Source organism: Agromyces cavernae, assembly GCF_021044935.1.
In the GTDB taxonomy this organism is placed as follows: Bacteria; Actinomycetota; Actinomycetes; order Actinomycetales; family Microbacteriaceae; genus Agromyces; species Agromyces cavernae.
Genome location: NZ_JAJNMP010000002.1, coordinates 1,087,849 through 1,114,416, shown reverse-complemented (window position 1 = coordinate 1,114,416; position 26,568 = coordinate 1,087,849). Strand labels below are relative to the sequence as shown.

The following is a 26,568-nucleotide window of genomic DNA, read 5'->3' as shown; positions in this document are numbered from 1 at the left end:
GGCATCGTGTCGCGGCATCCGTTTCGCTTCGCCCACCGGTGTAAAAAATGCTTGACATGGTGTCGAACATGGTTGACACTGTGAATGTCAAGAATTGTTTACACAGGAGGTCGGCGTGTCATACGAGGAGAAGGGCACGTGGCTCTACCTGGTGGTCGCCATCGCCGGGTACTCGTTCTACCTGTCGTGGGTGCTGCCCGAGGTGCTCGCCGGTACGCCCGTCGCCGACGTCGACTACGTCGCCCCCATGCTCTGGACCATCGGCGGTGCCATCGTCGTCACGATCATCGGCCGGATCCTCGTCGAGATCGTATTCCCGAGCGAGAGCACCAAGGGTGACGTGCGCGATCGCGAGATCGACCGGCTCGGCACGAGGGTCGGCAGCTCGTTCATCGTGATCGGGGCGCTCGGCGCGCTCGTGCTCGCGATGCTCGAGGCCGAGTGGTTCTGGATCGCGAACGTGATCTACCTGTGCTTCGTGCTCTCGGCACTGCTCGAGAGCATCACGCGGCTCGTGGCCTACCGCAGGGGCGTGCCGACATGGTGAAGCCCACGAAGGTCACCAACGACATCCGGTCGCTGCGGTTCCGCGCGAGCGAGATGACCCAGGCCGAGCTCGCGAACCGACTCGGCGTGACACGGCAGACCGTCATCGCCATCGAGCAGGGGCGGTACTCACCCTCGCTCGAAATGGCCTTCCAGATCGCGCGGGTGTTCGGGGTCCCGCTCGACGCGGTGTTCCAGTACCCCGATGCAGCATCAGACCAGCAGGGAGCAGCATCATGAGAATCGCAGCCTATGAACGGTACGGCCCGCCCGAGGTCGTCGCCATCACCGACCGTCCCGACCCGATACCCCGCGAGGGGCAGGTGCGTGTGCTCGTGCACGCCGCGGTTGTCGGCTCGTCCGACAGCGCCGCGCGCTCGGGCACACCCTGGTTCGCTCGCCTCGCCTTCGGGCTCCGGGCGCCCAAGCGACACGTGCTGGGTTCCGAGATCGCGGGTGTCGTCGATGCGATCGGCGCCGGTGTCACGCGGTTCGCGGTCGGCGACCGGGTGTTCGGTGCCACGGGCATCGACCTCGGTGGGCATGCCGAACAGGTCATCGTGGCCGAGTCCGGCGCGGTCGTGCGGCTGCCGGCGAGCGTGAGCATGGCCGATGCCGTGGCGATCTCCGACGGCGCTCTCACCGCATTGCCGTTCCTTCGCGACGGGGCACACGTCCGTGCAGGCGATCGGGTGCTCGTGAACGGCGCCTCCGGAAGCGTCGGTGCCGCCGCCGTGCAGCTGGCGAAGCACCTCGGAGCCGAGGTCATCGCGGTCTGCGGCCCAGCCCACACCGAACTCGTGCGATCGCTCGGGGCCGACCGCGTGATCGATCGCACCCGTGAGGACTTCACCCGAGCGCGCGGCAGGTACGACGTGATCTTCGACGCCGCCGGCAAGAGCACGTTCCGGCGCTGCAGGCGTGCACTCGCGCCGCGCGGCACGTACCTCACGACCGTCCCGTCGTTCGCGATCATGGTGCAGCTGCTCACCTCGCGGATTGGAGGCAAGCGTGCCGTGATCATGTTCACGGGCCTCCGCAAGGACGCCGACAAGGTGCCCGACCTCGAGTACCTCGCCGGCGCTCGCCGCGGCGGGCACGTTCCGTCCGCCCATCGAGGGGGTGCTGCCGCTCGAGCAGATCGCGGCGGCCCATCGCACGGTCGACTCCGGGCACAAGGGAGGGAGCGTCGTGCTGATTCCGTTGCCCATCGAGACCGGTCCGGTTGATCCCGCCAGTACGACCGATGCCGTCAGCGCCACGCGTGACGCGGCATCCGCCGCCACGACCGAGGCGGCGTCATGAGGGCCGTCGTGCAGCACCGGTACGGCGGGCCCGAGGTGCTCGACCTCGCCGAGGTCGACGCGCCGACTCCGGCAGCCGACGACGTGCTCATCCGGGTGCAGGCCGTCGCCGTGAGCGCTGGCGACGCCCTCATCATGCGGGGCGAGCCGCGCGCCGTGCGCCTCGCGTTCGGCATGCGGCATCCGAAACGACCCACGATCGGGCGGGATGTCGCGGGCATCGTCGAGGCCGTGGGCCCGGCGGTGACGAGGTTCGAGGTCGGCGACGCGGTGTACGCCGAGTCCGACCAGGGCGGCTACGCCGAGCTCGTCGCCGTCGCCGAAGGCTTCGTCGCTCGACGGCCCGCGAACGTCGATGCGATCCACGCGGCGGCCGTGCCCGTGTCGGGGACGACTGCACTGCAAGGCTGGCGCCTCGCCGACGTCGGGCCCGGCCGGCACGTGCTCGTGAACGGCGCGTCGGGCGGCGTCGGCGGGTTCGCCGTGCAACTCGCCAAGGCGATGGGCGCCGAGGTGACCGGCGTCTGCCGAGGCGCGAAGGCCGAGCACGTGCGAGCGATCGGCGCCGACCATGTGATCGACCACACTCGCGAGGACTTCACCGACACGACCGACCGCTACGACGCGATCTTCGACCTCGTCGCCGACCACTCGCTGGGCGACCTGCGCCGCGCGCTCACGCCGAGGGGCACGCTCGTGCTCTCGTCGGGCAAGGGCGGCGCGGTGTTCGGACCGATCGGTCGCATCATCCGGGCCTCGCTCATGGATCCGTTCGTGTCGCAGCGCCTGCGCCCGCTCGCCGCCCGCCGCAGCGGCGACGACCTCGCCGAGCTCACGCGCCTGATCGAGGCCGGCGAGGTGAATCCGGTGGTCGACCGCACGTACCCGCTCGCGCAGGCCGCGCAGGCGCTCGCCGACTTCGAGTCGGGCACGGTGCGCGGCAAGCTCGTGCTCACCGTGTGACGGGTCGGCCAACGAGGTGCTCATCGACGAACCGCAGCACCTCGGGGCCCGCCGGATCGATGAGATGGCCGCCGCCCACCCGCGCGAGGCGTGCACCGGGCAACCGCTCCGCGAGCCGCTCGGCGACGCGACGGAGCGGCTCGGGCGACTCATCGGCGGCGACGATGAGGGCGGGCATCGTCACCGCGGCGTACTCATCATCGGTGTACCGGCGGGGGCGCGCGCTGAGATCGAGCCCGTCGCCGTCGAGCTCGGCCCGCACCCCGGGGCTCGTGCGGGCGAACATCGCCTGCAGCTCGCCGGGCAACGACTCCCACATGGCGTCACCCAGCCAGAGCCGCAACACCGCCTCGGCGGCGCCGTCGGGATCCTCCGCCGCGGCGTCGGCGGTGCGCCGCCGAAGACCGCCGGCCCACGCCTCGACCTCGGGGTCGATCGTGAAGACCGCCGGCTCGAGCAGCACGAGCGCGCGCACGGCCGACGGGTGGGCACGCGCGAACTCGAGGGCGACGAGTCCGCCGGTGCTGCGGCCGATGACGATCGCGGGCGTTGCTCCGAGCAGGGCCAGGAGGGCGTGCGCGTCGTCGACGTGGTCGCCGAGGTCGACCGATCGGGATGCCGCGGGCAGCCCGCTCCGCAGGAATCCGCGCCGGTCGTACGTGATGGCGCGCCCGTGCTGCGCGAGCATCGCCGCGGCGCTCTCCCACATGACGGCCGAACTCGGCGTGCCGTGGATGCCGAGGATCGGGAACCCGGCCCCGCGCTCCTCGACGTACAGGTCGATCGCGTCCACGCGCACCCGTGGCATGACCTCAGGCTAGGCCGATGGCCGCCCGGCCGCGAGGGGTGTGCGCTCAGCCGAGCAGCACGGCGCCGTACGCGAGCGCAGCGACGAGCACCCACGACGTGAGGCCCACCACGAGCGCGCGCCACCCGGTGCGCACGAGCGCGGCCACGCGGATCGACGCCCCGAGCGCGAACAGCGCCATCGCGAGCAGCGCGGTCTGCGCGAGGTCGGCTCCGGTGAGCAGCCACTCGGGCAGCGGCATGAACGTGTTGACGAGCACCGCTGCCAGGAAGCCCACGATGAAGAGGGGCACGATCGCCGGACGCGGGCCTGCGACATCCGCCGCTCGCCGCCGCTCGACCGCCGCCGTGATCGCGACCATCGGCGCGAGCATGAGCACGCGCGTGAGCTTCACGACGACGGCGACCGCGAGCGCCGCCGTGCCTGCGAGCTGCGCGGTCGCGACGACCTGGCCGACATCGTGCACGCCGGCGCCGACCCAGTGCCCGAATCCGGTCGCCGAGAGGCCGAGCGGATGCCACAGCGCGGGCAGCACCGCGATCGCGAGGGTGCCGCACAGGGTGACGAGCGCGACCGGCACCGCCTGTTCCTCGTGGCGTGCGCGTACCGCCGCGCCCATCGCACCGATGGCCGAGGCGCCGCAGATGGCGAAGCCGCTCGCGACGAGCACGGGCTGATGGCCGGGAAGGCCGAGCGCGCGCCCGAGGCCGATCGTTCCGACGAACGTCAGCACGACCACGGCGACGGTCGTCGCGATCGTGACCCAGCCGAGCTCGGCGATGTCGACGAGGCTCAGCTTGAGGCCGAGCAGCACGATGCCCGCGCGAAGCAGGCTCCGGGCGGCGAAGCCGAGGCCGGGCGCGAGCCGTCTGCCGAGGGCGGGCCGCAAGGCAGGCACCTGGCCGACGACGATGCCGACCGCCACCGCGGCCGTGAGCACCGGCACGGCCGGGATCGCGACATGGGCGAGCCACGCGAGCGCGGCCGCCGCGGCCGCGACGGCGAGCCCCGGCATGATGCGGGTGAGGCCGCGGGGCGCGATCATCCCCAACTCGGCAGCCAGAAATGCAGTTGGCGGAACATCGGGGTGAGCGGCACCGCGGTCCAGACGGGGTAGAAGAACGCCGAGACGAGCACGGTGAACCCGAGGAAGATGCCGACGACCGCGATTCCGCGCACACGCTTCCACTGCACGTCGTCGCGTCGCCCGAGCACGAGCGAGATGACGAAGACGAGGGCGAGCATCGTGTACGGCTGGAACGCGATCGAGTAGAACTGGAACACCGTGCGGTTCAGGTACATGAGCCACGGCAGGTAGCCGGCCGCGAGCCCCATGAGAATTGCGCCGACCTGCCACTCGCGGTAGCGCACGAGCCGATAGACGAGGTATGCGGTTGCCGCTGCCGCCGCCCACCAGATGAGCGGGTTGCCCACCTCGAAGATCGAAGACCAGCACGTGTCGGCACCGCACCCGCCCGAGCCGTCGTCGGTCGACGCGAAGTACATGTTGACCGGCTTCCCCATGACGAGCCACGTCAACGGGTTCGACTGCCAGGGATGCGGGGAGTGCACGCCCACGTGGTAGCCGTAGGCCGACTCGTGATAGTGCCAGAGGTTCTGCAGGGGGAGCGGCACCCACGACAGCCATCCGGTCGCCGCACTGCCGGTCTCTTCGGCCCAGTGCCGGTAGTAGCCGCCGTCGGTGGCGAACCATCCGCCCCATGAGGCGAGGTAGACCGCTGCGGCGACCGGCACGAGCAGGACGAACGTGATCGGAGCCTGCTTGAGCAGCGCTCCCGTGAGCCAGAACGGAACGCCCGCGCGGCGGCGCGCGAGGGCGTCGACCGCCACGAGGTAGATGCCGAAGGCGGCGAGGAACCACAGCCCCGACCACTTCACCGCGCACGCGGCGCCGAAGGCGACGCCGGCGGCGACGACCCACGGGCGCCCCCACAGGGCGGGGCCGTACGACGGGTCGCGCCCCGCGGCACGCGAATCGTCGAGCCGCGACTCGAGCGCGCGTCGGGTGCGGTCGCGGTCGAGCAGCACGAACCAGAACCCGAGCAGGGTGAAGAGCATGAGCCAGTTGTCGAGCAGGGCGACGCGCGACATCACGATCGCGTTGCCGTCGATGGCGAACAGCAGCCCGGCGACGACAGCGATGGCCGTCGAGGCGAACAGGCGGCGGGCGACGAGCGTGATGAGCAGCACCGCGAGCGTGCCCGCGAGCGCCGTCGACGCCCGCCACCAGAACGCGTCGCCGGCGCCGAACGCGGCCATGCCGAGCGAGATCAGCCATTTGCCGAGCGGCGGATGCACCACGTACGTCGGATCGTCGCTGAACGTGTTCGGGTCACCGGCGGCGAAGTCCTCGTTCGCGCCCTCGGGCCAGGCCGACTCGTAGCCGTTCTGCAGGAGCGTCCACGCGTCCTTCACGTAGTACGTCTCGTCGAAGACGATCGACTGCGGATGGCCGAGGTTCCAGAATCGCAGCACCGCAGCGATGAGGGTGATGAGGATCGGGCCGCCCCAGTACCAGAGCGCCCGTCGTCGCGGCGTCGCGAGCACGCGACCCCACCAGTCGTCGAGGCGTGAGCCGCGCGGCTCGGGCTCGGGTTCGGGTTCGGGTTCGAGTTCGGGTTCGGGTTCGTCGACGGGTTCGTCGAGCTGTCGGTCGGCGCCGGGTTCGAGATCGTCGTCGGATGTCGCGCCGGCGTGCTCGTCGCGCACGCCGGCGGTGCCCGACTCCGATCCCATGTGCCAACCCTAACGATTCAACTCGTGAGATCGAATCGCGCAGCGTGCGCCGCCCGCGGGTTCGCCGGCCCAGGGAAGAACGCGGTCAATGGTCGTCATGGACTCAAGCTGTGCTTGGTTGCGAGACAGCCATCGTGTCGCGTATGAGGCACCCGCGCGGGCATTCTCACCGGCGGGTTATCCGGACACCCTCGTTGAGGATCGCGCGCCGCCAGATCGGCAATTGGCCAGCGGGTCGTTAGCCGACCCCCATACGTTCTCCCGCGTCATTCCGCGGCAAACCCGGGAACCGTGTGCTCACCAACTGCGGAACTCTGGTCCGAGGCGACGCGCGATGCGCCCGACTTCGGACATCGGGATTCCATTGGCGTCTGCGATCGCGCGAACGCTGAGGCCCTCGCTCAGGACGCACACCGCTTGCTCCTGGCTGTAGACGTGATCGGCAATGGTCGCCCCGTGGTGAGCACGCGCCACGGGCGGCGGCGCGATTGTTTTCCATCTGTCCACGCCTTACCGTGAAGAGATGGTCCCCTAGTGCAGGTGCGAGCATGCGAGATATTCCCTGGTCATCGCGCTGCTTTCTGTCGTGCTTCCTGGCCGTCAACGTTCTTGGTGGCTTCAGCGCACCGGCGGTCGGCTATGCCGAAGCCCCGGCAACGACAGGCCTAGTTCCCGAGCAGGCCTATGAGGCGTTGGACGGTTTCCTGCAGGACCAGATCGACGCCCTAGGGGTTCCCGGCGCCGCCATCGTCGTCGTCCAGCACGGCGTCCAGGTGCATTCTGCTGCGTTTGGCCGCGCCGATGACTCGGGGCGGCCCATGACAGCCCAGACGCCGGTGCTCCTGGCTTCAACCAGCAAGTCCCTGACAGCCATCGCTGTGATGCAGCAGGTTGAGGCTGGCCGGCTGGAACTGGATGAGCCCGTACGGACCTACCTGCCGTGGTTTACGTTGAACGACAACCGCACGTCGGCGATTACGGTTCGCCACTTGCTCCACCAAACCAGCGGTATGACTTCAAGAGACACAGCCTTCGAAGCCTCCGACGCCCAGGGCCCGGAGGCCCTCGAAGAGGGTGTGCGCGCCCTGTCAGGTTCCCCTCTGGCCGGATCACCGGGTGAAGCATTCGGGTACGCCAATGCGAACTACAACATTCTGGGTCTCCTAGTGCAGACGGTCGCCAGCCAGCCGTTCGGCGACTACATGAAGCAGTACGTTTTCGAGCCCTTGGACATGGCCCACAGCCATCCGACGCGGGCTGCTGCGCGCCTGGACAATGTGGCTGCCGGGTATTCGCTGTGGTTCGGCTCGTTCTGGCGCCCGACGGATGTGCCCGCACCGACCACCGGGATGCCGTCCACCACCATGTACTCCTCGGCCGAAGACATGGGCCAGGTGCTGATAGCGCTGCTGAACCAGGGACGGTACGGTGATGACCGCATCCTCCAGCCCGAAAGCGTGGAGGCAATGTTCGAGACCCGGGTGCCGGTGGACGAGTCCATGGGGTACGCCATGGGATGGTTCACCCGCCCACTCCCTATCCGACTCGTAGAGTCCGCAGACCCTTCAGGACAACCAGATCCGGAAAGGGAATTGCCGCTGCTGCTGGAGCACCAAGGGCGAGTGGGGCAACTCGCACACCTACCTGGCGATGATTCCAGCCTCCGGCATTGGCGTCGCCCTGGTCATCAACGGCAATGACACGTCGGCCCCCTCACGGCTCAAGGCCGTGGATACCAACGTCCTGCGGATTCTCCACGGGCAGCCCCCGGCGCCCACGGTGGTGCGGGAGGACTGGCTTCAGCGCTACAGCTGGGCGGTCTCGCTGGCACTGCTGCTCGCGGAGCTGCTGAGCTTGTGGCTGGCGCTCTCTATCCTGCTCCGGAGACGTGCCCCGTCCCGAAAGCGGAGGCTGCCCCTGGCTTTGACGGCCTGTGCCCTTGTCCTTGATGGGTTCGCGCTGTGGTTGTGCTTCATCTACGCCCCCGCCCGGTTCGATACCCAGTTGGCCGTCATCGTCCGCCAGTTTCCCGATGTCGGAGCCACCCTGGTGCCGGCCCTGGCCTTGGCCCTCATCTGGCCTATCCCACGGACCGTCTGGCTGCTCTCGAGGATGCGGGCAGGTCCGCAGTGTGCAAGACGGCAGAGAATGGAACCGGCTGGCCCTCTCTGACGCGACAGGCGCTCATTGCGTAGTCCGTCACACTGACCATGATCCGGCACTTCGTGCTCACCATCACGGTGGCATTGAGTTGAACGTTGATCCCGCCCGATAGCCGGTCGGTTACCGCACATGCCACGAGTGCTCCGCTTCGGTCAGGTAGCGTGCGGACATGGAGTTCCTTTTGATGGGCATGATCGTCGTTCTCGTGCTCGCAGCCATCAGCGTTACGGGATCTCTGCGTGTGATTCGTGATGCATCAGAGCGAACGGCGGCCGCGGCTGAAGCGCTCCTGGAGCTCGAGCGCTCCAAGCAGTCGACCCAGTGAAGCGGTCGCACTGGCGCATCCCCATCAGCGACGGGACGCGCGCTCAGTGCCAGTCAGCTACACCCGGGCCTGGCGCCCAGTCGTCCGATAGCTGGTTGATAGAGAAGTGGCCAGCTTGCGCTGGCCACTTCTTGTCAGGTCTGGTTCAGTTGCGATGCTCCACTCGCGCGGTCCGGCGTGGGGCCGGCGGGGCACCGGTCGTGTCGGACTCTCAATGGCACTTGAAGAATTCGTTGACTGTGCCGTTCGGTCGGACGTTGAAGTGCTCGTTGACATGGTTCTTGAATGTCGACCCGTCCGATCCCGTTCCGCGCACGTTGAATGTGAACGTGCCTTCGACGACTTTGCCGTTGTCGTTGAACCCGCCCCAGACCGTGAACTTGCCTGTGAAGCTAGGAGGGCCCGCCACGAGCGGCACAGCGACGAAGGTCCCCGTCTGGGTGAACGTGGCGTGAATCCGGCCGTCAGCGAAGATCGTTTCGTGCGCCACGAAGTTGCTGGTCGTGGTGATCGTGTAGAGTGGCCCGCCCCCTTCGCAGCTGGGCACCACGTCGACGAACGTCTCAACGAGGTCCTTCTCGGTGATGGTGTTGGTGATCGGGGGCGCAGAGAGCGCGATGGCCGATGCTGGTGCAGCCTGGACGAACACGATGCCAACAGTCGCGGCAACGACAATCAGGGCACGTGTAACGAAGCGTTTCATGGGATGGGGCATCTTCGCCTCCAGGGTTCGCAGTTTCGTCCGGCCAGTCGGCCGGACGTCCTCTGCGGGCGACGAGGCGGGATCGGGTTTCCGTCGTCGGCGCGTCCGGCGACGTGGGTAAGGTCGTCGGAGGGCGCGCATCGCGCCGTAGGGGTCTCTCACGCCACTCCGCACGTTACACCCGGGCTTGCGGTGCCGGCAATCGGTATTGAGGAAACCTCATATCTCCATTACGGGGGTGTATGTCATGTCCGGACGCCCCCCGAATTCGAAGCCCTGTAGGTCTGTGGCGCCGATGACAACGGCACTCTCTTGGTCGTCGTGTTCGACACGTCGGAGTTTCGTGAGGATTGGGCGGACCGCTCCGGTCCCGAGTACGAGCGCATGGGTGCCCAGGTCATCGAACACGACCGATGGTTATCGCCGGGACGGATCACCCCGATGTGCGCACGATTGCAACCTAGCTCGGGGCGCCAGACGTGCATTGACACGCGGGGTCAGTCCTGATCGAATCAGCCGCTTCGACCGGTTGGGCCCGCTGAGGGATCGCTCTATGAGGCAGCAGCCGGCGCTGCTCTCCTGGTCTTGACCCGATAAGTCGAGTCCTCAGCAGCGTGCCGATCGAATCGCCAGCTGAGGTCCACGAGCACGTGGCGCCGGCGTCACGTTCTCGGGCGCCGCGCGGTCAGGCCAGAAGAGCGGCGATACCCCACACGGCAGGCATCGAGTAGAAGAGCAGCGGGGGTGCATCTCGCGTGACGATGAGAAGGCCGAAGTGCACCGCTGCGATCGCGAGGGTCGTCCATCCGCTCCAGGCGGGCAGCACGCCGAACAGTACGATGAGCAACCCGATGCCGATGAGCGTGAGCCCAAGGAAGATGGCTGCCGTGTGCCACACCGCGACCGAGAGTCGTACGAGGTACGGGTACCACGGCGGGGTGTCGGTGAAGTCCCGGGCGGCAGCGGCAGTCGTGCTCACCCTGAAGGTGATGTTCACGCACCACAACGCCGTACCGATCCCGAGCAGGAGCAGAGAGGTGTCGGCGAGCGGAGCGCCAGGGCCGTCGACGCCACCGAACATGAGGCCCGCACCTACCGCGGTGCCGATCGCGCTCGCCAGGAAGAGGCGGCTGTCGAAGAGCCACACGCCGAGCCGCTCGCGCACGAGTCCGAGGGTGTCGACCTCACGTCGCATCCAGATCGGGTAGCTGCGGCAGCGTCGCTGCGACCACCAGCACGACGGCGCTGGCGAGCAGGATGACAGCCGCAGTGATGGTCATCTCGATCTCCTTCGAGTGGTGCCGGTGGACACCTGAATGTGCCGCACTCTACTCCCGTGGCACGACCCGGCAGCTGCCGCTTGACGGACTGCGAGGGCACCTCGAAGGACACGGTCGTCCGTCGACTCGCGCATGAGCTCCTCGGGTGGCGTCCGACGACATTGGTGATCCGGGTCCACCCGTGCAAGTGCCGGATCCGGCGGCAGGACACGAGCAAGGCCGCGCCGTCGCGGGCGCTGATCGCTCGCGGCGGGTTTCGGTGGGCGCTGGAAGGCATCGTCGTGAACCATCTCACCATCGCCCGTTCACCGGTCCTTCTGCGCCCCTCGGTCCGACGCTCATCAGAGCTTGTAGCCGATCGCGCGCAACAGGTCCTTGCGGTCCGCGACATCCTGCTCGGTCTCGACACCGACCGGGGGTTCGCCGTCGATCACTCCTGCCACACCGCGGCCGGCGTCGGTGACGGCGACGAGGATCTGCACCGGATTCGCCGTGGCGCAGAAGATCGAGCACACCTCTGGCACCGCTTTGACCTGGTTGAGCACGTTCACGGGGAACCCGTCACGCAACATGATCACGAAGGAGTGCCCGGCGCCGACGGCCAGCGCTGCCGCGACCGCGAGGTCCACGAGTGAGTTGTCGTTGCCGGTGCGTCTGACCAGCCGCGCACCGGAAGCTTCACAGAACGCGACTCCGAACTTCAAGGTGCCGCCGATCCCGGCGAGAGCCTCGTGCAGGTCTTCGACCGTCTTGATGAAATGAGCTTGACCGACGATGACGTTCACGTCATCCGGCTTCTCGAGCGGGACGACCTCGATGTCGACAGTCACGGTGATCCTCCTTCGACGCCGTCAGCATAGACCCGCACCAGTGCCGCCGCGCCGACGTCTGCTTCGATCAGGCCCCTGCGCCTGCGCCTCCTTCGCCCAAAGGCTCAGCGCCGAGCAATCGCCCACTCGCCGGCCTGCGAGTCAGTCAGCGGACGTCCGTAGATGGATCCCGCCACGCGCGTTTGCGACCAACTTCGGGTGTTGATTTCGTCAGCTCTCTTCGCAAGTATTCGCGCATGAGTGACAAGTCAGATTCCGAACAGATCGACGACATCATCGCGCAGCAGAGCGGCTGGAAACAGGACGCGCTCGTCGCGCTTCGAGCTGCGATCATGGCCGCCGACCCGGCTGCCGTCGAGGTCGTCAAGTACAAGAAGCCCTCCAAACCGGAGGGAGTTCCGTTTTGGACGCACGACGGAGACGTCTGCTTCGTCGATGTGCTCAAGAGCGCCGTAAGGCTGACGTTTGCGAGGGGTGCCCGCATGGAAGGCAGCGATCTCTTCAATACCCGGCTGGACAGCAAGGTCGTCCGAGCCATCGACTACTTCGATGGAGACCGCGTGGACGAAGCGGCGGTCAAGGCGCTCGTGGCCGAGGCCGTGGAACTCAACGTCTCAGCCAGGTGACAGTGGTGGCGGAGATTCGGGGGTTGCAACAATGACGCCACGTACGCGTACTCGTGCGAGGTCAGCGCTCGACGCTGTTGACCACTTGGCAACGGCCGGCTGCCTCCCATCGACACCCCTTTCAATCACGGACGCGATGCAATCGAACCCCAAGCACGCGAAAGGGGCCACCTTGTTATTGCGGCCTGACGATTATGTCCCGTTGAGGATCCACGCCGGATCACAGCAGACCGTGACGATGCGGGGATGTTCCTGAACCGCTCGGGCAGTCCGTCCGCCGCAGGCTCGCCGGTTCGAACGGCGACATCGCCCAGATCGTTGATCCATCGAGACCGTGCGCAGCGGTTGCGGTAGTGGGCCACGGGGTCGACAATGGGCGCGGGATGACTCCGGCTCCCACGAGTCGCCTTGAGAAAGCGGGTCCTCGTGCCAACCTTCAGGGCGAGCAACGGAAAGTGGCTCTCGGTCACGTCGGATGCCACAACTCTCGAAATCCGGGGCGGCCCGTTGGTGACGGCGAGTCGCCCTGACGACCCTGGCGATTCCGACGACCTGACCAGTTCCGACTTCTGGTTCCTCCCGGCCTATACCGATTGGTGGTCAGTCACCCATCATGGCGACCGCCCCGCGCTGATGAGCGGCACAGAGCTGCAGATCTTCCATCCGTCCGAGATCGGTTCGCGACTCCTCAACCTCCCCAACCTCGAGAAGCCGCCAGGTCTCCACGCGCAATTGATGGACCGTCACGTGCGAGGCAGCGGAAACCTCTTGCAGTTCGACAGTGTGTTCACGATCCAGAAGGTGAACGTCGTCGACCCGGTGACCCCCGGTGGCGAGATGATGCGGACGACGGCCGGAGGTCCGATCCGCAACGGTGACCGCATCGCCATTCGATCGGCCAGAGGCGGCTACCTCGAAGCCGACGAGACCTCGGGCGTCGTGACCCGCGGTGCATCGACGGTCGGGAAGAATGCGGTCTTCACCTTCGAGAGCGGGTCCGACCTCGCGGTGCGTCTGTTCGTGGATCGTGCGGGGAACGGCTCGGTGTCGGCCATCTACCTCTCGGTCGAAGACGGCTACTCGCGAGTCCCGGTCCCGGCGACCTTCGATCTGAGTGGGTCGCCGTTCAGCGTGTACGGCCAGTTCGACGCGAACACCTGGATCCCCTCGAAATTCGAGTGGGGCACAGCACCTGCCGATATCGTGCTCACGCGGATCGACCGGAGACCCACGGATCCATGGCCGCAGGTAGCGAAACTTCGACTTGAGAAGGGGGAGCCCGCGTCGTGGGCCCTCGGCCGAGACGGAGCGACCTTTGAGCTCTGGGACAGCTGAGCCTGATCCAAGTCTGAGCAGGGTCCGTTGAGTCGCGGGTGCGCACACGAGGGGGAGAGCGACGAGATGAAACCACTTCGATACTCAATCAACGTCACGCTCGATGGCTGCGTCCATCACGAGGCGGGACTCGCCCCTGATGAGGAGTCGATGCGCTACTGGACCGCTGAGATGGAACGGGCCGATGCGCTGCTGTTCGGCCGGACGACGTACGAGTTGATGGAGTCGGCTTGGCGGCATCCGGCCACGGGCAGGTGGCCTGACTGGATGCGGGAGTGGGAGATCCCGTTCGCCGAGGCCATCGACCGGACGAGGAAGTACGTCGTGTCGAGCACGTTGAGCGTGGTCGATTGGAATGCCGAGCTGGTGCGAGGCGACTTGGGGCAGGCGGTCGAGCGGCTTAAGCAGGAGCCAGGCGAGGGTCTGTTCGTGGGTGGCGTGACGCTTCCCTTGGCGTTGGCGGATCTGGGACTGATTGACGAGTACGTGTTCGTTGTGCAGCCGGTGCTTGCCGGGCACGGGCCGACGTTGCTCGCCGGGCTACGCGAGCGCATCCGGCTCGAGCTCGTGGATCGCCAGGAGTTCCGATCGGGAGCGGTAGCCCTGCGCTACCGGCCCACGAGCAGGAGCGTGACGTAACGACATTCTCGCGCCGTTGCGGCTTCGAAGTGGAGTCCGAGCAGCACCCAGTCACGGCTGGTGTTCAAATGACCAACTTCCGGATGACGAAGCCACTTCGCGAACTCCGTTGAGGGATCCTGCATGAAGACGACGCTGATCCAGCGGGGCACGGGCGTGGGCTGTTCGGGTGTGCATCTGCGAGTTCCAATCGGGATGGATGCTTCGCGTGAAAGGCACGCGCGCTCGCCCTGGTTGTCTCAGGATGTCGAGCAGAGGTCTACGGCTCCGTTCTCCGATACGGACGCCGCGATCAGAGAAGGCCGCGCTCGGCCTGAATCACGAAGCACGCGGCGCCCGAAACCACCAATCCAACCCCGGCGACCCCGATCAGGACATAGTCGGCCAGGCTGCGGCGGTACCCGCGGAGGATGAGCAGTCCCAGTGACGCGATCAACGCTCCGACTGCTGAGGCCGGAACGACGACCATGAACTGCCAGAACGCCAACCAACCCAAACTGACAGCCTGCCCATACTCATAGCCGTGGGAAGAAGCGTCGGCGATTCTCGCCGGCAAAACCAAGACAGTGAAGATGATTGCGGACGCGCCGACGACAGCTCCCACCAACTGCAGAGCGTAGGCCGAGAATCGTCGCTGACCGCTGGCGATGGGCTTGCCTACTCCGGTACTGAGTAGGTCCTTATTCAGCGGCATCCATGAGCCTCTCTTCCCGCGTGCGTTCACGTCTGAACGTATCCGCATGCTCCAGCACGCGGACGACGGTGCGGCCCTGGACGACCTTACCCCGCTCACTGAACTCGCAGAGATGGACACTCACCTACCTCGAGGTGTCAGGTGGCCAGTCGTTGACAGACCTCACGGCGCGGCAGAATTGAGTCACCTCACCCAAACTCAGAGTGGACCGTAGCCCGATCCTTGGACGCCCGATCAAGGATCCGCTTGCGGGGCGTCCGCCGCACGACCGGCTTTCGGGCGCGGCTACGGCAGGAGAACCGACTCTCCTAGGCAGCGAGGAGCCTGTGAGCCGGCCCAGGGAGCGGGCGGCGACCCGCGGCCGGCGACCCTCGCTCCACGAGAGCTCGCTGGCCACGCAACAGGGGTGTCTCGTCAGACGTTGCTGTCACGATTGACCTATGTCACCTCTCCGTGCAGCAGTCCCGTTTGCATGTGTGAGGCCGCGAAGCTACTCCCAGGTCGCGGTATCCGGATCGATGCCGTGGTGACGCGCGGATGCGTCGATGCTCTGGCGGAACCAGGTGGCGAGGCCGTCTCCGATCCCGTTGTAGTACGAAGAGAATCCAGCGTCGGCCTCAAACATCCTTCCCAGGCACACCTGCATCTGTCGCGTCAATGGGAAGAAGTTCGAGAACAGTTCCCGGTGGCGCTCGGCGAGTTCATCCGCCCGCTCGCTCCCCGGCTTGACACCTCGACTCACCGCCTCAGCGAGGTCGTCCTGGAGATCAGACATGGCCTTGGAGAGTGCCCGCCATTGACTTTGCGATCGGGACGCGGAGCGCTCCGCGAATTGCGCCCACTGCCTCGACCCTCCCCACACGAAGCGAGCCGCGCGCGATTGCTGCGGGTCCCAACCTTCGCCGAAGACCTCACGCTGCTCGTCGTCACTCATCAGGATGCCGCGCTCGTGCGCGTCAGTCATGCGCTCGAGCCGTTCGTCGAGCTGCTGCAGATCGTGAATCCGTTCGGCCAGCTGAGCCCGCTGCTCGCGCAGTGTTTCGCCGATCTCCGCAGTCGCATCATCGAGCACATCGCGAATCGCGTCGAGGGTGAGTCCGGCCTCGCGGTACGCCACGACCCGGCTGAGGCGCTCGAGGTCATCCCAGGTGTAGAGGCGATAGCCGGCGGGCGTGCGGCGAGACGGCGATGCGAGACCGATCTCGTCCCAATGGTGGAGAGTGCGCACGGTCAGTCCGAGGAGGTCAGCGGCAACGCCGACCGTCGCATCCTCATCGATCTCGTTGTCAATCATTGGTGTCATTGTGCTCCTCCTTCGGAGGCTTCCGGCGCGAAGATCCCAACGGATGCGAAATCGCGCGCCACGTCGCTGTCGGGAATGAACGGCGTCGCCGCTGTGAACGTGACGCGCGCTCCCTCCGGAGTGACGACAGCGATGTCGCGAGTTCTCCACGCCGTGTCGTACGGGCCCGTCACCGAATCCGGTGACAGTTCTCGACATGCGTCTGCCACGGAATCGAGCTGGCCGATGACGCAGGAGACGAACACCTGAACCGTGGACGCCGCTGACGGGGCCGCATCGTCGTCCGCGGGAACGAGCAGGACGTCCTGGAACGCCCACCGTCGCAGATGCACGATCTGTCCAGGAACGCTGAACAAGTCGACGAAGCCGAGCCCGCGCACCCAGAAATCTGTCGACGCGTGAAGGTCCCTCGTAGGGATCTTCACGAACATCGGCATCGCGTAGATGCCGAGGAACGGATCCGGCGCGACTGCGTCCGGGCCGTCGGGAACGGGGCTCATCTCGAATGCATTGAAGTAATCAGTCATGTGAGACACCCTGGATCCTCACGTCGCGTGAGGGTCAAGCCCACGCGGTTGGGAGCGCGTCCTCAGTCCCAAAGAAGGCGAGATTCAGCTGGCGACACGCGGCGATCCCGTGCCCACGAAGGCACCCCCGGCTCGATGGGCTTCACCTGTCGGGGCGACGCGAGAGGACATCATCACGCACCACCGAAAGCCCCTGCCGTAACGAGATTCTGGCGAACGTTAGCGGCAACCGTTCAGAGCGCGACGCAAGATCGCGCCAACCCGAAACAGCCGTCCTGGGTCCCCTACCCGCGCATTTTCACACGGACCGCGCGTCGCCAGCGACACGCTGCATCAGGCAGCCCACGACGAAGCAATAGACGCCGTCCGGAAGAACCCCGGAGGGCGTCTCACCCTGCCCGTGCTTACCGATCCTGAAGAAAGGCCCGCCATATCTGGCGTCTTGGGATCGTCACGACGAACCCTAGATAGGCCGAGGCGTATCGCGCTGAATGATCCACGAGCGGGCTGCTCCCAGTCGTTCGATGAGGCGCAGGACTTGGCCTCGCGCGAGCTTGATCTCGCGCCGGCGTCGTGCATCACACCCCACGCTGATATCTGATGGCAGCAGACGATATCGGCAGGGACGCCTGCCGTCGATCATCGCCGAGCAGCGGCAGGCGCCCGTCCTCCACGGGCCGATGCGGTGAACCAACGCCAGAGAAGGTGCGCGGTCGTGACGATGAGAATCGCGAAGAGCGTCTGGTTGATGACACCGAACAGGGGGTTTCCTCCGATGGTCGCGTAGACAGTCCAGTTCACGGCGATGTCGATCAGGATCACCGCGACACCCAGGATGATGCCGGCGCGGTGGCGGAACAGGAGCAGCACGACGATGAGCGGGTCGAGCACGGTCAGTGACATCCAGAACACCCGCAGCCCCATCGGGAACCCCGCGTACGTCTGGGCACCACCGGCCACGAGTTCAGCGACGTGGGTGCTCGTGCCGATGAGATACCCGACGATCCACAGCACCCAGACCACACGCACCATGAACGACGCTCTCGGCGCGGCAGCACCCGCGGCTTCGGGCGGCGGGTCGGAGCTCACGTCTCCCATCCTCCCAACCACCTGCTCGCCGTCACAGAGGCGCGGGGCGGGCGTGCCATGTCGCCTACATATTCAGCACAACACGGACAGAAGCAGGGGATGGACACGATCATGGAATTGGCATTCGAGGAGCGGACGGCGAGGATGATCCTCGCGGTGGCGTCCGAGCCGCCTGATGCGGTGACGGGGCGGATGGAGCGCAAGGTCGGTGCGACCGAAACCGTCGCCCAAGCCATCGGCGACCAAGGGCCGGTCGGGCCCGATGGGATCGGCTATTTGGCCGCATCGCGGACCGCGACGACCACCTTGCCCAGCGCACGCCCCTCGCCGTGCCACGCCAGCGCCGCCGGCACCTCGTCGAGGCCGAACATCCGGTCGATGCGCACCGCGATCGCACCGCTCGCGCACTGCTCGGCCACCGACGCGAAGTGCGCCGGGCCCTCTCTCACGACGAGGACACCGAGGTGCGCGCCGCTCAGCGCTCCGAGGAGCGGCCCGACCGTCGCCATCCGAAGGAGGGTCCGCGCGGTGCCGCCGACCATCACGCACCGACCGCCCCGAGCGAGCGCGCGGCGGTACGCGAAGATCGACCGATGAGCGACGAGATCGACGACCAGGTCGTAGGGCCCGTGGCGCGTGAAGTCGTCACTTCGGTAGTCGATGACCTCCTCGGCTCCGAGTTCGCGCAGATAGGCCAGCTTGCCGGCGTTGTCGACCGCGCTGACCCGCACGCCCTTGGCGCGGGCGAGTTGGATCGCGAGCGACCCCGAGCCTCCGCCGGCGCCGTTGATCAGCATCCGTGATCCTGGCTCGGCGAGCGCCACGGCCCGGGAGGCGATCGCCCCCGCCTGCGGGATCGCGGACGCCTCGGCGAACGACAGCTGCGCGGGCTTGAGCGCGAGCGCGGCCTCGGGCAAGGCGAGGTACTCCGCGAAGCCGCCGCCGCGCGGCAGGTTATCGCCGAACACCTCGTCGCCCACCGCGAACCCGGTCACGCCCTCGCCGATGGCGGTCACTCGGCCGGCGATGTCGGTGCCGAGGATGGGGTGAGCCGGCCTCCGCAGCCCACCCATGCGCGCGTAGGCGGGCGTGCCTCGCAGGCTCTCCCAGTCCGAGAGGTTGATCGACGTCGCGACGACCTCGACCAGCACTTCCCCCGCCGAAGGCGCGGGCGTCGGGACGTCTCTCAGCTCGAGCACCTCGGGGCCGCCGTACCGCTCGTAGACCACAGCTCTCACGGGTTCACCCTAGGGCGCGCGCGTGATGCTGTGGGGTTCAGAGTGGAAGATCATCTGGACTTGGGATCACTCGCCAGCGATTCCGTCTGGAGACCCGTTCGAGGTCTCCTCTAGCGTTTCGCGGACGAGCCTCGGCTGCTGACTCCCGAGGACATCGCGCAAAAGCCATCCCACGCCTGAAGCCCGCTGCAGGATCCCCTCACGGGGCTTGGCGAGGCGGGAATGAGGAACTGCGTCGACGCCAGGACCACGACGTTGACGAGCATCCACCACCAGTACTCGCTGCGGCTGGCCCGGCCTCGGAGTCGGAACGTGCCGACCACGAGCCGCGCCATGGCCTGCGGCAGCGACACTCCCGGCCAGGGGGCGGTGTCCGTCGCGGCTACAGCGGTGTATGTCACAAGCCGATGCTGAGGCCGCCGTCAGTGTCAGAGTACGTTTCGTCGGCGTTCCGGCGAGACGCTTTGGAGCAGCGTCATGGGAAGGATCAGTTGGTCTGAGGTTCGGTCGAGCCAGTCCAGGAGTGCAGCGTCGTTCGTGAGCCGGGCGATCACCCAGCGGGCGAACATGCACGCCGCAGCAACGACGTACGTCGCCCGGCCCATGCTCGGTGCGCTATGCGGGCGTGGTCACCCTGTGCGAGCGGCCCCAGACCCGGCTGGAGTTGTCCAGTCGGGCCCGGGGCCGGGGCCATGCGGGAGTCACGCATGAGCCGGCAGCATGTCACGCGCCGGGCTGCCAGGGACCGGTATCAGTCGGCCGGGAGAAAGACCCGGTTCGGGATCTCCTCGTAGTCCGCCGGGTCGAGGGTGTCGACGCTGCCGTCGACGATCGCGTCGACCAGGCCGTCCAGGCCGGTCTGGACCTGCTTGGTCAGCATGCCGTTGCGCTTCTGGCCGTCGGTCTGGGTGTTGCTGGAGGTCTCGAACAGCACGGTGGCGCTGCCGCGCAGGGCGAACGAGCCAAGCGCGGTGCCCGGCAGGTTGGTGTCCTGGGGATAGAGCGTCAGGGCTCCGAATCCGGAATTGCCCTGGCCCTGCAGCGCGTCGTAGACCGCGACGTTGGCCCGGCGCGAGGCGTCGTAATCGAACTTCGGCCAGTCACCGAACTCGCTCGGGTCGGCGATGAAGCGGCCCGAGATGGACAGCGGCGACATCTCGCCGGTGCCCTCGACGGCATAGCAGGACCATTGGTTGTGCAGGTCGACGAAGTAGTCGACGGTGCCGAACTCGGTTTCCAGACTGCGGTACAGGTCGCGGACGGTCTGCGACTCCGGCGTGATGTACCAGCCGGTGTCGGCGCTGTTGCCCGGGAAGTCCGCGGGGGCCGGGACGTAGTCCAGGTCCGGGTTGAAGTCACGGTTCACGTCGAAGCCGGGCACGTCGGCACGGTAGTTCCACGACGGCCCCGCACCTGCCAACTGCGGGAAGTCCGCGACGACGTCGTCCCAGGACATCTCGTTCTGGCGGGTGTCGTTCTCGCCGCCGTCGACGTTGAGTCGCGGGACCGCCACGATGGTGATGTTCTCGCGCAGCGCCTGAGCCGCAGGGGTGTTGCTGCCCCACTCGGGGAGCAGGTTGAGCAGCGCCTCTGTGCCGTGGTTCTCGTTGCCGTGGATCTGGGATTCGACCAGAAGCACGGTGTCGCCATGGCCGACGCGGGCCTGATAGATCTCGCGCCCCTGGTTGCTGTAGCCGGCAACCTCCACGTCGACGGTGCCGCCGGTGGTGCGCTCGATCTGCTGGAGCCGCTTCGTCAGCTGGGCGTGGTTGACATAGGCGTCGTTGTTGTTGCCGGGTTCGGTGCCGCAGTGGGACTCCACCGGGATGGCGAAGGCGGGTGCGGGTGCGGAGAGGACGGCGGCGCCGAGGAGAAGGACGGCAGCCCCTGAGACGGCGCGGACCTTGGTGTGGGCGAGTGACATGGAAACCCTTCCGTAGGGAGAAGTGAATCACTGCAGACTCGCATGCTTCTGGCTGGGCCGCTAGTAGTACTTGGAGATCGCTCTCCTTTACTTGCGCGCCGCACGGTCAGAAGTCGGCGCCCTACCGTCCGAAGTTGGGCGCCGCCCGTTGCGCGCTCCTCGCCACCGGGCAGCCCACGGTGATGCGGCGCAAGGCCGTCGAGGGTGGCGACGGAGCCTATGCCGCACTACCGACAGGAGGCACGAGGCGCCGCACCCGGATCGGTGGTGGGGCGACCGCACACACGCCGGCCCGGGCTTAGGCTTCCTTGCCATGTTCACGATCGAGGTCACTCGCCCAGGCTCGCCCACCGCTGACTCGATCGTGTGCGCCTACATGACCGATGTGGCGTCGCGATGGCATGGGCGGCCGGCGACGCCTGACGAGGTGGAACAAGCTCTGCGGGACGAGCCATATGACGACTTGCGAGAAGACACCGGGGTCTTCCTCGTCGCCACGGAGGGTGGGTGCGCGATCGCCTGTGCCGGGGCGCGCTTCATGGACGGTGCGGCGGAACTGACGAAGGTCTTCACGTTGCCGAGCCATCGCGGGAGGGGTGCAGGGTCACAGCTACTTCAGGCTGTCGAGCAGGCCTGTCGGGATCGGGCGATCATCACCCTCCGGCTGGACACACGGGCCGAACTCAGAGAGGCATGCGCCCTCTATGAACGTCTCGGATTCGTGCGCGTTGAGGCGTTCAACGACGAGCCATACTCCGACCGCTGGTACAGCAAGGCTCTCGACACGGGTGACCGATAGCCGATCCTCGCTCACTCGGTGGTGCGGCGCTTCGGGCCCACGCCGTCGGCGACCGCGGTATGCAGGATCGGCTCGTACACGAGCTTCAAGGTGCGGCCGTCGAGCACGGTCGTGTCGACCAGGTCGAGGTCGAACTCCGCCCCGTCTTGAAAGAGGGCGGCGTATCCGGCCTTGCCGGTGATGGCGGGGAACACCATCACCTCGAGCCGGTCGACGACGCCGGCCGCGAGCAGTGCGCGATTCAGCGAGATGCTGCCATGCGACCGCAACGGGACGTCCGTGGTCTCCTTCAGGCGTCTGATCGCGGCGACCGCGTCCTCGGCGAGCACCGTCGAGTTCTCCCAGCCTGGATCCTGCGGGTCGAGCGTGCTCGAGAACACGAGCTTCGGCATCTCGTTCAGGCGGTCGTAGTACGGCTCATCGAACAGCTTCACAAACTTCGCAAACTCGCGGAACGTCGTCGCGCCGAGGACCAAGACCTGGTCCCGCTCGAAGGTGTCCACGCGGTCTTGCCGCAGCTGGGGACCTTCCTTGCCCCAGTATCCCGGCCAGCCCTCGGCCGAGCCGTAGCCGTCGAGGCTCATGAAGTAATCGACAGTCAGGGTGGTGGTCATGGCTTTCGTCCTCTCGCAGCCGACTCAGTTGGCGGCTTCACTGGTGCTACGAACGGCGACGGCTCAATTCGACAGGTTCCAAAAGTCTTCTGCGAGATACGTCGATGCGTCACGCAGTGGCCCGCATAGGCGGCGACGTGCGTTGAACCGAAGGCCCACTGAGGTTCCACCCGACACGGTTGCACCAGTTGCTCCGGATCCAATGGTCCATAGGTCGGTCACCGGACGTCCGCAAGCGGACCGGCAATCGGCTGCGCGGATTCTTCCGTTCCGGGCGCTGCTCGCCATCACGACGAAGACGATCACGAGCATGAGCAGCGGCCTCGTGCGGCGCCACAGCACGGTCGGCAGCACGGCGCTCGGCGCACTCCAGGCGGAACGCAAGAGCCCGGTCACCACCTCATGATTCAAGCGCACCACGGCCCGACACCCCGCTCATCCGCCGGCCGGACCGTCGCCGGATGAGCAACTCCGCCACGACACTGTTGATCACGAAGCCCGCGGCAACGAGCCATGCCTCGCCGAATACGTCGACCTCACCGATGATGATCGTCCACAGCGCGAAGACGAGCGCTTGGCTTCCGCCGGAGACGGCGATCGCGTAGGCGCGCGTCATCCATGCTCCGTGCGCAGCGAAGTCGCGACGCTTGATCGCGATCACTCCCAGCACAAGAAAGATTGTCATCGCTACAGCGAAGACGAGTCGAATCATCGCGAGAGCGAGCTCATCAGGGGGGCCACGGAAGAAGACCGCGAGCCAGACGCTGGACAGTGCCGCGATGAATCCAGCGGGGATCAGCGCACGGCCGGCGGTACGGTGCCAACCGCGCCGAATTCGCAGTGCCGGAGAGAACTGGAATGCGCCGAGAAGGCAGTACACGCTCATCGCCACGATGTGCACAACTATCGGCACCGATGAGGCCAAGAGCAGTGTGCTTTCGGGGTCGGCGCTCACGTCCCTCAGGCGAAGCGCACCGCCGAGCACGGGGATTGCACTGAGCAGCAGGAGGCCGCTGATTGCAAGCCATCCGCTCCTCGATCGCTGCCGCTCTCCCTTCTGCTCGGCAATCAGGCGGCCCGCGCTGCGCACGACTGAGTCGGGCTGAGTGGGGGATCTCACGATTGGGTTCACGCTTGCTGCTGGGCGCGATCGGCCTCACGGCTGGTCGGCATGGTCGGCATGGTCGCCGACGGTGCGGCGCGGGGCCAGGTCCAGGCGGAGCGCAGGATGAGGGCGAGAACGATCAATTCCAGTGCGACGCCAAGGCCGTAGAAGTACGTCCAGGACCAGGACTCACCTACCGCGTTGAATGCCGCATAGGGGACCTGTACGGAGGCCACGATGAGGTTCGTGATGCGGTTGGCCCGGGCGGGCAGCGTCATCGACAGCACGACCATGAAGATCGGGATCGCGATGAGCGCGAGGAAGGCGGTCATCAACGCCGGGCTGATGTCGAACTCGAAGACGACGCCGGCGCGGAGGTCGTCGATGACGCCGGGCTTATGGAGGGTGAAGTAGTCGACGTAGATGTAGAGGAACATGAAGCTGGTCCAGGCTGCCGCGAGCTTGGCTTGCACCGGGATCCGCTGGTCTTCCAGTGTGGCGGTCGGTTGACGTGTTCTCATCATGGGCTCCGTTGTTCGATTCTTACGACTGTAAGGATGAGAGCGATGCTAGCCTTACACTAGTAAGGAGTCAATAGCGACATGAATGCACGAGCGGTACTCAGCAGGGAACGAATCGTAGAGGCGGCGGCGTTGGTCGCGGATCGCGGCGGTATCGCTGCGGTCAGCATGCGCTCCGTCGCGGCCGAACTTGGCGTAGAAGCGATGTCTCTCTATCACCACGTGGCCAACAAGAACGCGCTGCTGGACTCGCTGGCGGACTGGGCGTTCGAGCAGATCAGCGCTCCCGAAGTCGATGACTCCTGGCGGCCGGCCATGGCCGACCGGGCGCGATCGGCACGTTCGGTGCTCGTGCAGCATCCGTGGGCGCTCGGCATGATCGAGGCGCGGCCTCGACCTGGCACGCCGCTACTCCGGAACTTCGATCGAGTCCTCGGATGTCTCTTGAATTCCGGTTTCTCGGCCGCACTCGCCACGCACATGTTCTCGGCGATCGACGCTTACGTATACGGGTTCGCCCTCACGGAGTCCAGCCTTCCCTTCACCCCTGGCGACGGAGCCGAGAAGTCGTTCGCTGAGGACGTCGCGCCGAGTCCAGACGAGTACCCGCATCTCGTGCGGGCGCTCGGCGAGCTCATGAGCAGCGGAACGTACTCATTCGCCGACGAGTTCGATGTCGGTCTCGACCTCATCCTCGATGGCTTTCAGCAACGCCTCACGCAAGCCCCTTGAATTCTTACGAGCGTAAGGTTCCTATGCACCGTCTAGTACTCCTATGCACCGTCTAGTACCGCAGTAGCGGAGGTAGACCACGCTCGAGCTGAAGTGCGGGTTCGGCGACTGTATGACTCCGGGGCTGCGCTACCAATCCGGCGCAGTCGCGTCGGCCACGTCCCGGAAGGCGTCGAGGACGATGCCGACCAGGCGCCATTCCACCACCTCGGCGAGGAACGCGTCGGCGCGAACGTATGGCTCGCTCGCCGCGATGACTTCGGCCTCCTCGAGCGTGCCGCACCTGATGACGTAGGCGAAGGCGAAATCGCCGGCCGGGCGATCGAACTCGCCGCCCATGACGATCGATCCGGCCGCCGCCATCTCGACGATGAAGGACACGTGCGCCGCGTCGAGCTCTGCCGAGGGCGGCTCGCCCGGACCAGGCCGGAACAGAACCAGGGCGTGCATCGCGCTCCCTCCAGGCTTCCGACGCGTCGCAGTCTACGCCGCGTCGCGATCTCCTCCGATCCCGTGGAACTGGTCTGACGAATGTGGCGGGAACTGGACTGCTCGGTAACCAGTGTGCTCGCGAGACCGCCCGCCCGCTGAAAGCGCTCCCGAAACTGATCGTCAAGCAGGCGATGCGTCACTGCCCCCAGTTCGGGCTGGATGCACCGTCATGCATCGGTCGCACCGTTCGCCGAGCCGGAACCGCACGTCGCCGGGTTCGACCTGCGTCGTCGTCATCACTGCTGCGCGATGACACCGGGGAACGACGACTCGAAGTCGCCGTAGGGAACCTGTCCGTGGGGGCTCGCCGCTATCGCCTCCGCTACGTCGGGAGGGATCGGCGTCCACCAGCCGGGCATCTGCGCCGCCACGGTGGGGTTGAGCACGTAGAGCAGCGTGAAGTTGATGATCCAGATGGACGGTGCCATCGACATCCCGACGATCGTGTTCCTCCCGCCGCTCTTGACGTTGGGAACGAGCTGGGCGGGTTCCGACTGCGGCAGCTGCTGCGACGCGATCGCGAAGATGATCTCGGACTGGTAGGCCGACCGATGGAGCATCGCGAGCGATTGCTCGCAGCCGTTCTTCTTGCACCACGTGTCCACGTATCCACCCGGTGCGATGAGAGGGTTCACCTTCCTCGTCGGCGCGTCCTCATTCGCAAGGCTCATCAACACCCCGCTCGTGCTCACCATCAGCCCGTAGCTGGCCAGCACGAAAGGCGTCACCGTGCCATTCACGTCGGCGTGGAGGGGGTTGCCGGTCGTGTTCGTGAAGATGCGCACGCTCTCGTCGATGAGTGCCGCGGAAGCCGGATCGCCGTCGACCCCCTCGCCGCGGATGAACAGCTCGTACTGCTCCGGTGTGAAGACCAGCTGCTTGTCGAGCCCGAGCTTGCGCGCGATCCGGTCTGCAGCCTTCTGACCGAGTGGTCGGTTGACCTGGCGGATGTTGCCGGCCTGGGTCGGCGTCCACTTCTCGTACTTCGGCGTTCCGGCATACGGTTGTGAAAAACCAGTGGCGGAGCCGGCCGCTCCCGCCCCCGTCGGGACCGCGATCGAGAGCGCCGCAGCGCTCGACACGATCGTGAAGGCGACCAAGCCGATGCGCAACCCTTTTGGCGCGTACCTGAGAAGCTTCATCGTCCTCGCCTTCCCTCGGCTCGTCTGCCGGCACGCGGTGCCGTACGTCGCGACGCTCCTGAGGCAGAGCCGATTCGTCGACCTCCATCCTCCCCGCACCCGCCAGGTG

At 66.7% G+C, this 26,568-nt stretch carries 29 protein-coding genes and 2 pseudogenes; 13 read left to right on the top strand and 18 right to left on the bottom strand.

Going from position 1 to position 26,568, the window contains the following annotated elements; genetic code table 11:
• Window positions 1–115: 115 nt before the first annotated feature.
• The 5 genes and pseudogenes from LQ757_RS11220 (at window position 116) to LQ757_RS11205 (ending at window position 2,813) form a co-directional block, all read left to right on the top strand.
• Window positions 116–547 carry a hypothetical protein gene (locus tag LQ757_RS11220; protein WP_231047284.1) on the top strand — a complete coding sequence of 144 codons (432 nt, stop codon included), beginning with the start codon at window positions 116–118 and terminating at the stop codon, window positions 545–547.
• Complete coding sequence (locus tag LQ757_RS11215) at window positions 541–786, top strand: helix-turn-helix transcriptional regulator (protein ID WP_231047283.1); 246 nt, start codon at window positions 541–543, stop codon at window positions 784–786. Before LQ757_RS11220 ends, LQ757_RS11215 begins: the two co-directional genes overlap by 7 nt.
• Window positions 783–1,568, top strand: a pseudogene (locus LQ757_RS11210) (NAD(P)-dependent alcohol dehydrogenase); the annotation flags it as partial. The gene LQ757_RS11215 and the pseudogene LQ757_RS11210, both read left to right, overlap by 4 nt.
• A 100-nt stretch (window positions 1,569–1,668) precedes the next feature.
• Window positions 1,669–1,851 (top strand): hypothetical protein, encoded by a 183-nt coding sequence (locus tag LQ757_RS19540; RefSeq protein WP_372459649.1) that lies wholly within the window; start codon window positions 1,669–1,671, stop codon window positions 1,849–1,851.
• Window positions 1,848–2,813: an NAD(P)-dependent alcohol dehydrogenase gene (locus LQ757_RS11205; protein ID WP_231047281.1), complete on the top strand. Its 966-nt coding sequence runs from the start codon at window positions 1,848–1,850 to the stop codon at window positions 2,811–2,813. Before LQ757_RS19540 ends, LQ757_RS11205 begins: the two co-directional genes overlap by 4 nt.
• Here the strand turns inward: LQ757_RS11205 and LQ757_RS11200 are convergent.
• The 3 genes from LQ757_RS11200 to LQ757_RS11190 are packed head-to-tail and all read right to left on the bottom strand — an operon-like array spanning window position 2,803 to window position 6,378.
• The gene (locus LQ757_RS11200) at window positions 2,803–3,621 is read right to left on the bottom strand and encodes an alpha/beta fold hydrolase (RefSeq protein ID WP_231047280.1); all 819 of its coding nucleotides are present in this window, start codon (window positions 3,619–3,621) and stop codon (window positions 2,803–2,805) included. The two genes, LQ757_RS11205 and LQ757_RS11200, sit on opposite strands and share 11 nt — an antisense overlap.
• Before the next feature lie 46 nt (window positions 3,622–3,667).
• On the bottom strand, window positions 3,668–4,666 hold the full coding sequence (locus tag LQ757_RS11195) for a YeiH family protein (protein ID WP_231047279.1): 999 nt from the start codon (window positions 4,664–4,666) through the stop codon (window positions 3,668–3,670).
• Window positions 4,663–6,378, bottom strand: a complete 1,716-nt coding sequence (locus LQ757_RS11190; protein WP_231047278.1) for a dolichyl-phosphate-mannose--protein mannosyltransferase — start codon at window positions 6,376–6,378, stop codon at window positions 4,663–4,665. The genes LQ757_RS11195 and LQ757_RS11190 overlap by 4 nt, the downstream gene beginning before the upstream one ends.
• A gap of 548 nt (window positions 6,379–6,926) precedes the next feature.
• Here LQ757_RS11190 and LQ757_RS11185 point away from each other — a divergent pair.
• The gene (locus tag LQ757_RS11185; RefSeq protein WP_231047277.1) at window positions 6,927–8,078 is read left to right on the top strand and encodes a serine hydrolase domain-containing protein; all 1,152 of its coding nucleotides are present in this window, start codon (window positions 6,927–6,929) and stop codon (window positions 8,076–8,078) included.
• 632 nt (window positions 8,079–8,710) lie between these two features.
• Window positions 8,711–8,866 (top strand): hypothetical protein, encoded by a 156-nt coding sequence (locus LQ757_RS11180; protein ID WP_231047276.1) that lies wholly within the window; start codon window positions 8,711–8,713, stop codon window positions 8,864–8,866.
• Window positions 8,867–9,077: 211 nt separating this feature from the next.
• On the opposite strand, the gene LQ757_RS11175 is transcribed toward LQ757_RS11180, so the two are convergent.
• Entirely contained in the window at window positions 9,078–9,569 is a 492-nt protein-coding gene (locus LQ757_RS11175) for a hypothetical protein (protein WP_231047275.1), read from the bottom strand.
• 685 nt (window positions 9,570–10,254) lie between these two features.
• Window positions 10,255–10,764: a hypothetical protein gene (locus tag LQ757_RS11170; protein WP_231047274.1), complete on the bottom strand. Its 510-nt coding sequence runs from the start codon at window positions 10,762–10,764 to the stop codon at window positions 10,255–10,257.
• A gap of 159 nt (window positions 10,765–10,923) precedes the next feature.
• Between LQ757_RS11170 and LQ757_RS11165 the strand changes: the two are divergent.
• A pseudogene (locus LQ757_RS11165) lies at window positions 10,924–11,154 on the top strand (ISL3 family transposase); the annotation flags it as partial.
• Window positions 11,155–11,190: 36 nt separating this feature from the next.
• Here LQ757_RS11165 and LQ757_RS11160 read toward each other — a convergent pair.
• A complete protein-coding gene (locus tag LQ757_RS11160; protein WP_231047273.1) occupies window positions 11,191–11,679 on the bottom strand; it encodes an adenosine-specific kinase in 489 nt (162 codons plus the stop codon).
• A gap of 236 nt (window positions 11,680–11,915) precedes the next feature.
• On the opposite strand from LQ757_RS11160, the gene LQ757_RS11155 reads away from it, so the two are divergent.
• The 3 genes from LQ757_RS11155 (at window position 11,916) to LQ757_RS11145 (ending at window position 14,279) form a co-directional block, all read left to right on the top strand.
• Complete coding sequence (locus LQ757_RS11155; protein WP_231047272.1) at window positions 11,916–12,305, top strand: DUF1801 domain-containing protein; 390 nt, start codon at window positions 11,916–11,918, stop codon at window positions 12,303–12,305.
• Between the two features lie 633 nt (window positions 12,306–12,938).
• On the top strand, window positions 12,939–13,640 hold the full coding sequence (locus tag LQ757_RS11150) for a hypothetical protein (protein WP_231047271.1): 702 nt from the start codon (window positions 12,939–12,941) through the stop codon (window positions 13,638–13,640).
• A gap of 66 nt (window positions 13,641–13,706) precedes the next feature.
• On the top strand, window positions 13,707–14,279 hold the full coding sequence (locus tag LQ757_RS11145; RefSeq protein ID WP_231047270.1) for a dihydrofolate reductase family protein: 573 nt from the start codon (window positions 13,707–13,709) through the stop codon (window positions 14,277–14,279).
• Window positions 14,280–14,571: 292 nt separating this feature from the next.
• On the opposite strand, the gene LQ757_RS11140 is transcribed toward LQ757_RS11145, so the two are convergent.
• The 7 genes from LQ757_RS11140 to LQ757_RS11115 form a co-directional block, all read right to left on the bottom strand.
• The gene (locus LQ757_RS11140; RefSeq protein ID WP_231047269.1) at window positions 14,572–14,973 is read right to left on the bottom strand and encodes a hypothetical protein; all 402 of its coding nucleotides are present in this window, start codon (window positions 14,971–14,973) and stop codon (window positions 14,572–14,574) included.
• Window positions 14,974–15,463: 490 nt separating this feature from the next.
• Window positions 15,464–16,267: a MerR family transcriptional regulator gene (locus tag LQ757_RS11135; protein WP_231047268.1), complete on the bottom strand. Its 804-nt coding sequence runs from the start codon at window positions 16,265–16,267 to the stop codon at window positions 15,464–15,466.
• A 5-nt stretch (window positions 16,268–16,272) separates the two neighbouring features.
• Window positions 16,273–16,803, bottom strand: coding sequence for a VOC family protein (locus LQ757_RS11130; protein ID WP_231047267.1), 531 nt, complete (start codon window positions 16,801–16,803; stop codon window positions 16,273–16,275).
• A 639-nt stretch (window positions 16,804–17,442) separates the two neighbouring features.
• The gene (locus LQ757_RS11125; RefSeq protein ID WP_231047266.1) at window positions 17,443–17,892 is read right to left on the bottom strand and encodes a hypothetical protein; all 450 of its coding nucleotides are present in this window, start codon (window positions 17,890–17,892) and stop codon (window positions 17,443–17,445) included.
• 272 nt (window positions 17,893–18,164) lie between these two features.
• Complete coding sequence (locus LQ757_RS11120; RefSeq protein ID WP_231047265.1) at window positions 18,165–19,130, bottom strand: NAD(P)-dependent alcohol dehydrogenase; 966 nt, start codon at window positions 19,128–19,130, stop codon at window positions 18,165–18,167.
• A 110-nt stretch (window positions 19,131–19,240) separates the two neighbouring features.
• On the bottom strand, window positions 19,241–19,465 hold the full coding sequence (locus LQ757_RS19535; RefSeq protein ID WP_372459655.1) for a DUF805 domain-containing protein: 225 nt from the start codon (window positions 19,463–19,465) through the stop codon (window positions 19,241–19,243).
• Between the two features lie 416 nt (window positions 19,466–19,881).
• Window positions 19,882–21,054 (bottom strand): M14 family zinc carboxypeptidase, encoded by a 1,173-nt coding sequence (locus LQ757_RS11115; protein WP_231047264.1) that lies wholly within the window; start codon window positions 21,052–21,054, stop codon window positions 19,882–19,884.
• Window positions 21,055–21,367: 313 nt separating this feature from the next.
• Between LQ757_RS11115 and LQ757_RS11110 the strand changes: the two genes are divergently transcribed.
• Entirely contained in the window at window positions 21,368–21,853 is a 486-nt protein-coding gene (locus tag LQ757_RS11110; protein ID WP_231047263.1) for a GNAT family N-acetyltransferase, read from the top strand.
• 11 nt (window positions 21,854–21,864) lie between these two features.
• Here LQ757_RS11110 and LQ757_RS11105 read toward each other — a convergent pair whose 3' ends face one another.
• The 3 genes from LQ757_RS11105 to LQ757_RS11095 form a co-directional block, all read right to left on the bottom strand.
• On the bottom strand, window positions 21,865–22,467 hold the full coding sequence (locus tag LQ757_RS11105) for a dihydrofolate reductase family protein (RefSeq protein WP_231047262.1): 603 nt from the start codon (window positions 22,465–22,467) through the stop codon (window positions 21,865–21,867).
• A gap of 400 nt (window positions 22,468–22,867) precedes the next feature.
• On the bottom strand, window positions 22,868–23,422 hold the full coding sequence (locus LQ757_RS11100) for a DUF2306 domain-containing protein (RefSeq protein ID WP_231047261.1): 555 nt from the start codon (window positions 23,420–23,422) through the stop codon (window positions 22,868–22,870).
• A gap of 173 nt (window positions 23,423–23,595) precedes the next feature.
• A complete protein-coding gene (locus LQ757_RS11095) occupies window positions 23,596–24,096 on the bottom strand; it encodes a DUF6326 family protein (protein ID WP_231047260.1) in 501 nt (166 codons plus the stop codon).
• A gap of 78 nt (window positions 24,097–24,174) precedes the next feature.
• Between LQ757_RS11095 and LQ757_RS11090 the strand changes: the two genes are divergently transcribed.
• A complete protein-coding gene (locus LQ757_RS11090) occupies window positions 24,175–24,825 on the top strand; it encodes a TetR/AcrR family transcriptional regulator (RefSeq protein WP_231047259.1) in 651 nt (216 codons plus the stop codon).
• Window positions 24,826–24,954: 129 nt separating this feature from the next.
• On the opposite strand, the gene LQ757_RS11085 is transcribed toward LQ757_RS11090, so the two are convergent.
• Both LQ757_RS11085 and LQ757_RS11080 read right to left on the bottom strand, forming a co-directional pair.
• A complete protein-coding gene (locus tag LQ757_RS11085; protein ID WP_231047258.1) occupies window positions 24,955–25,275 on the bottom strand; it encodes a YciI family protein in 321 nt (106 codons plus the stop codon).
• Between the two features lie 278 nt (window positions 25,276–25,553).
• Window positions 25,554–26,459: a hypothetical protein gene (locus LQ757_RS11080; protein WP_231047257.1), complete on the bottom strand. Its 906-nt coding sequence runs from the start codon at window positions 26,457–26,459 to the stop codon at window positions 25,554–25,556.
• Window positions 26,460–26,568: the final 109 nt, after the last annotated feature.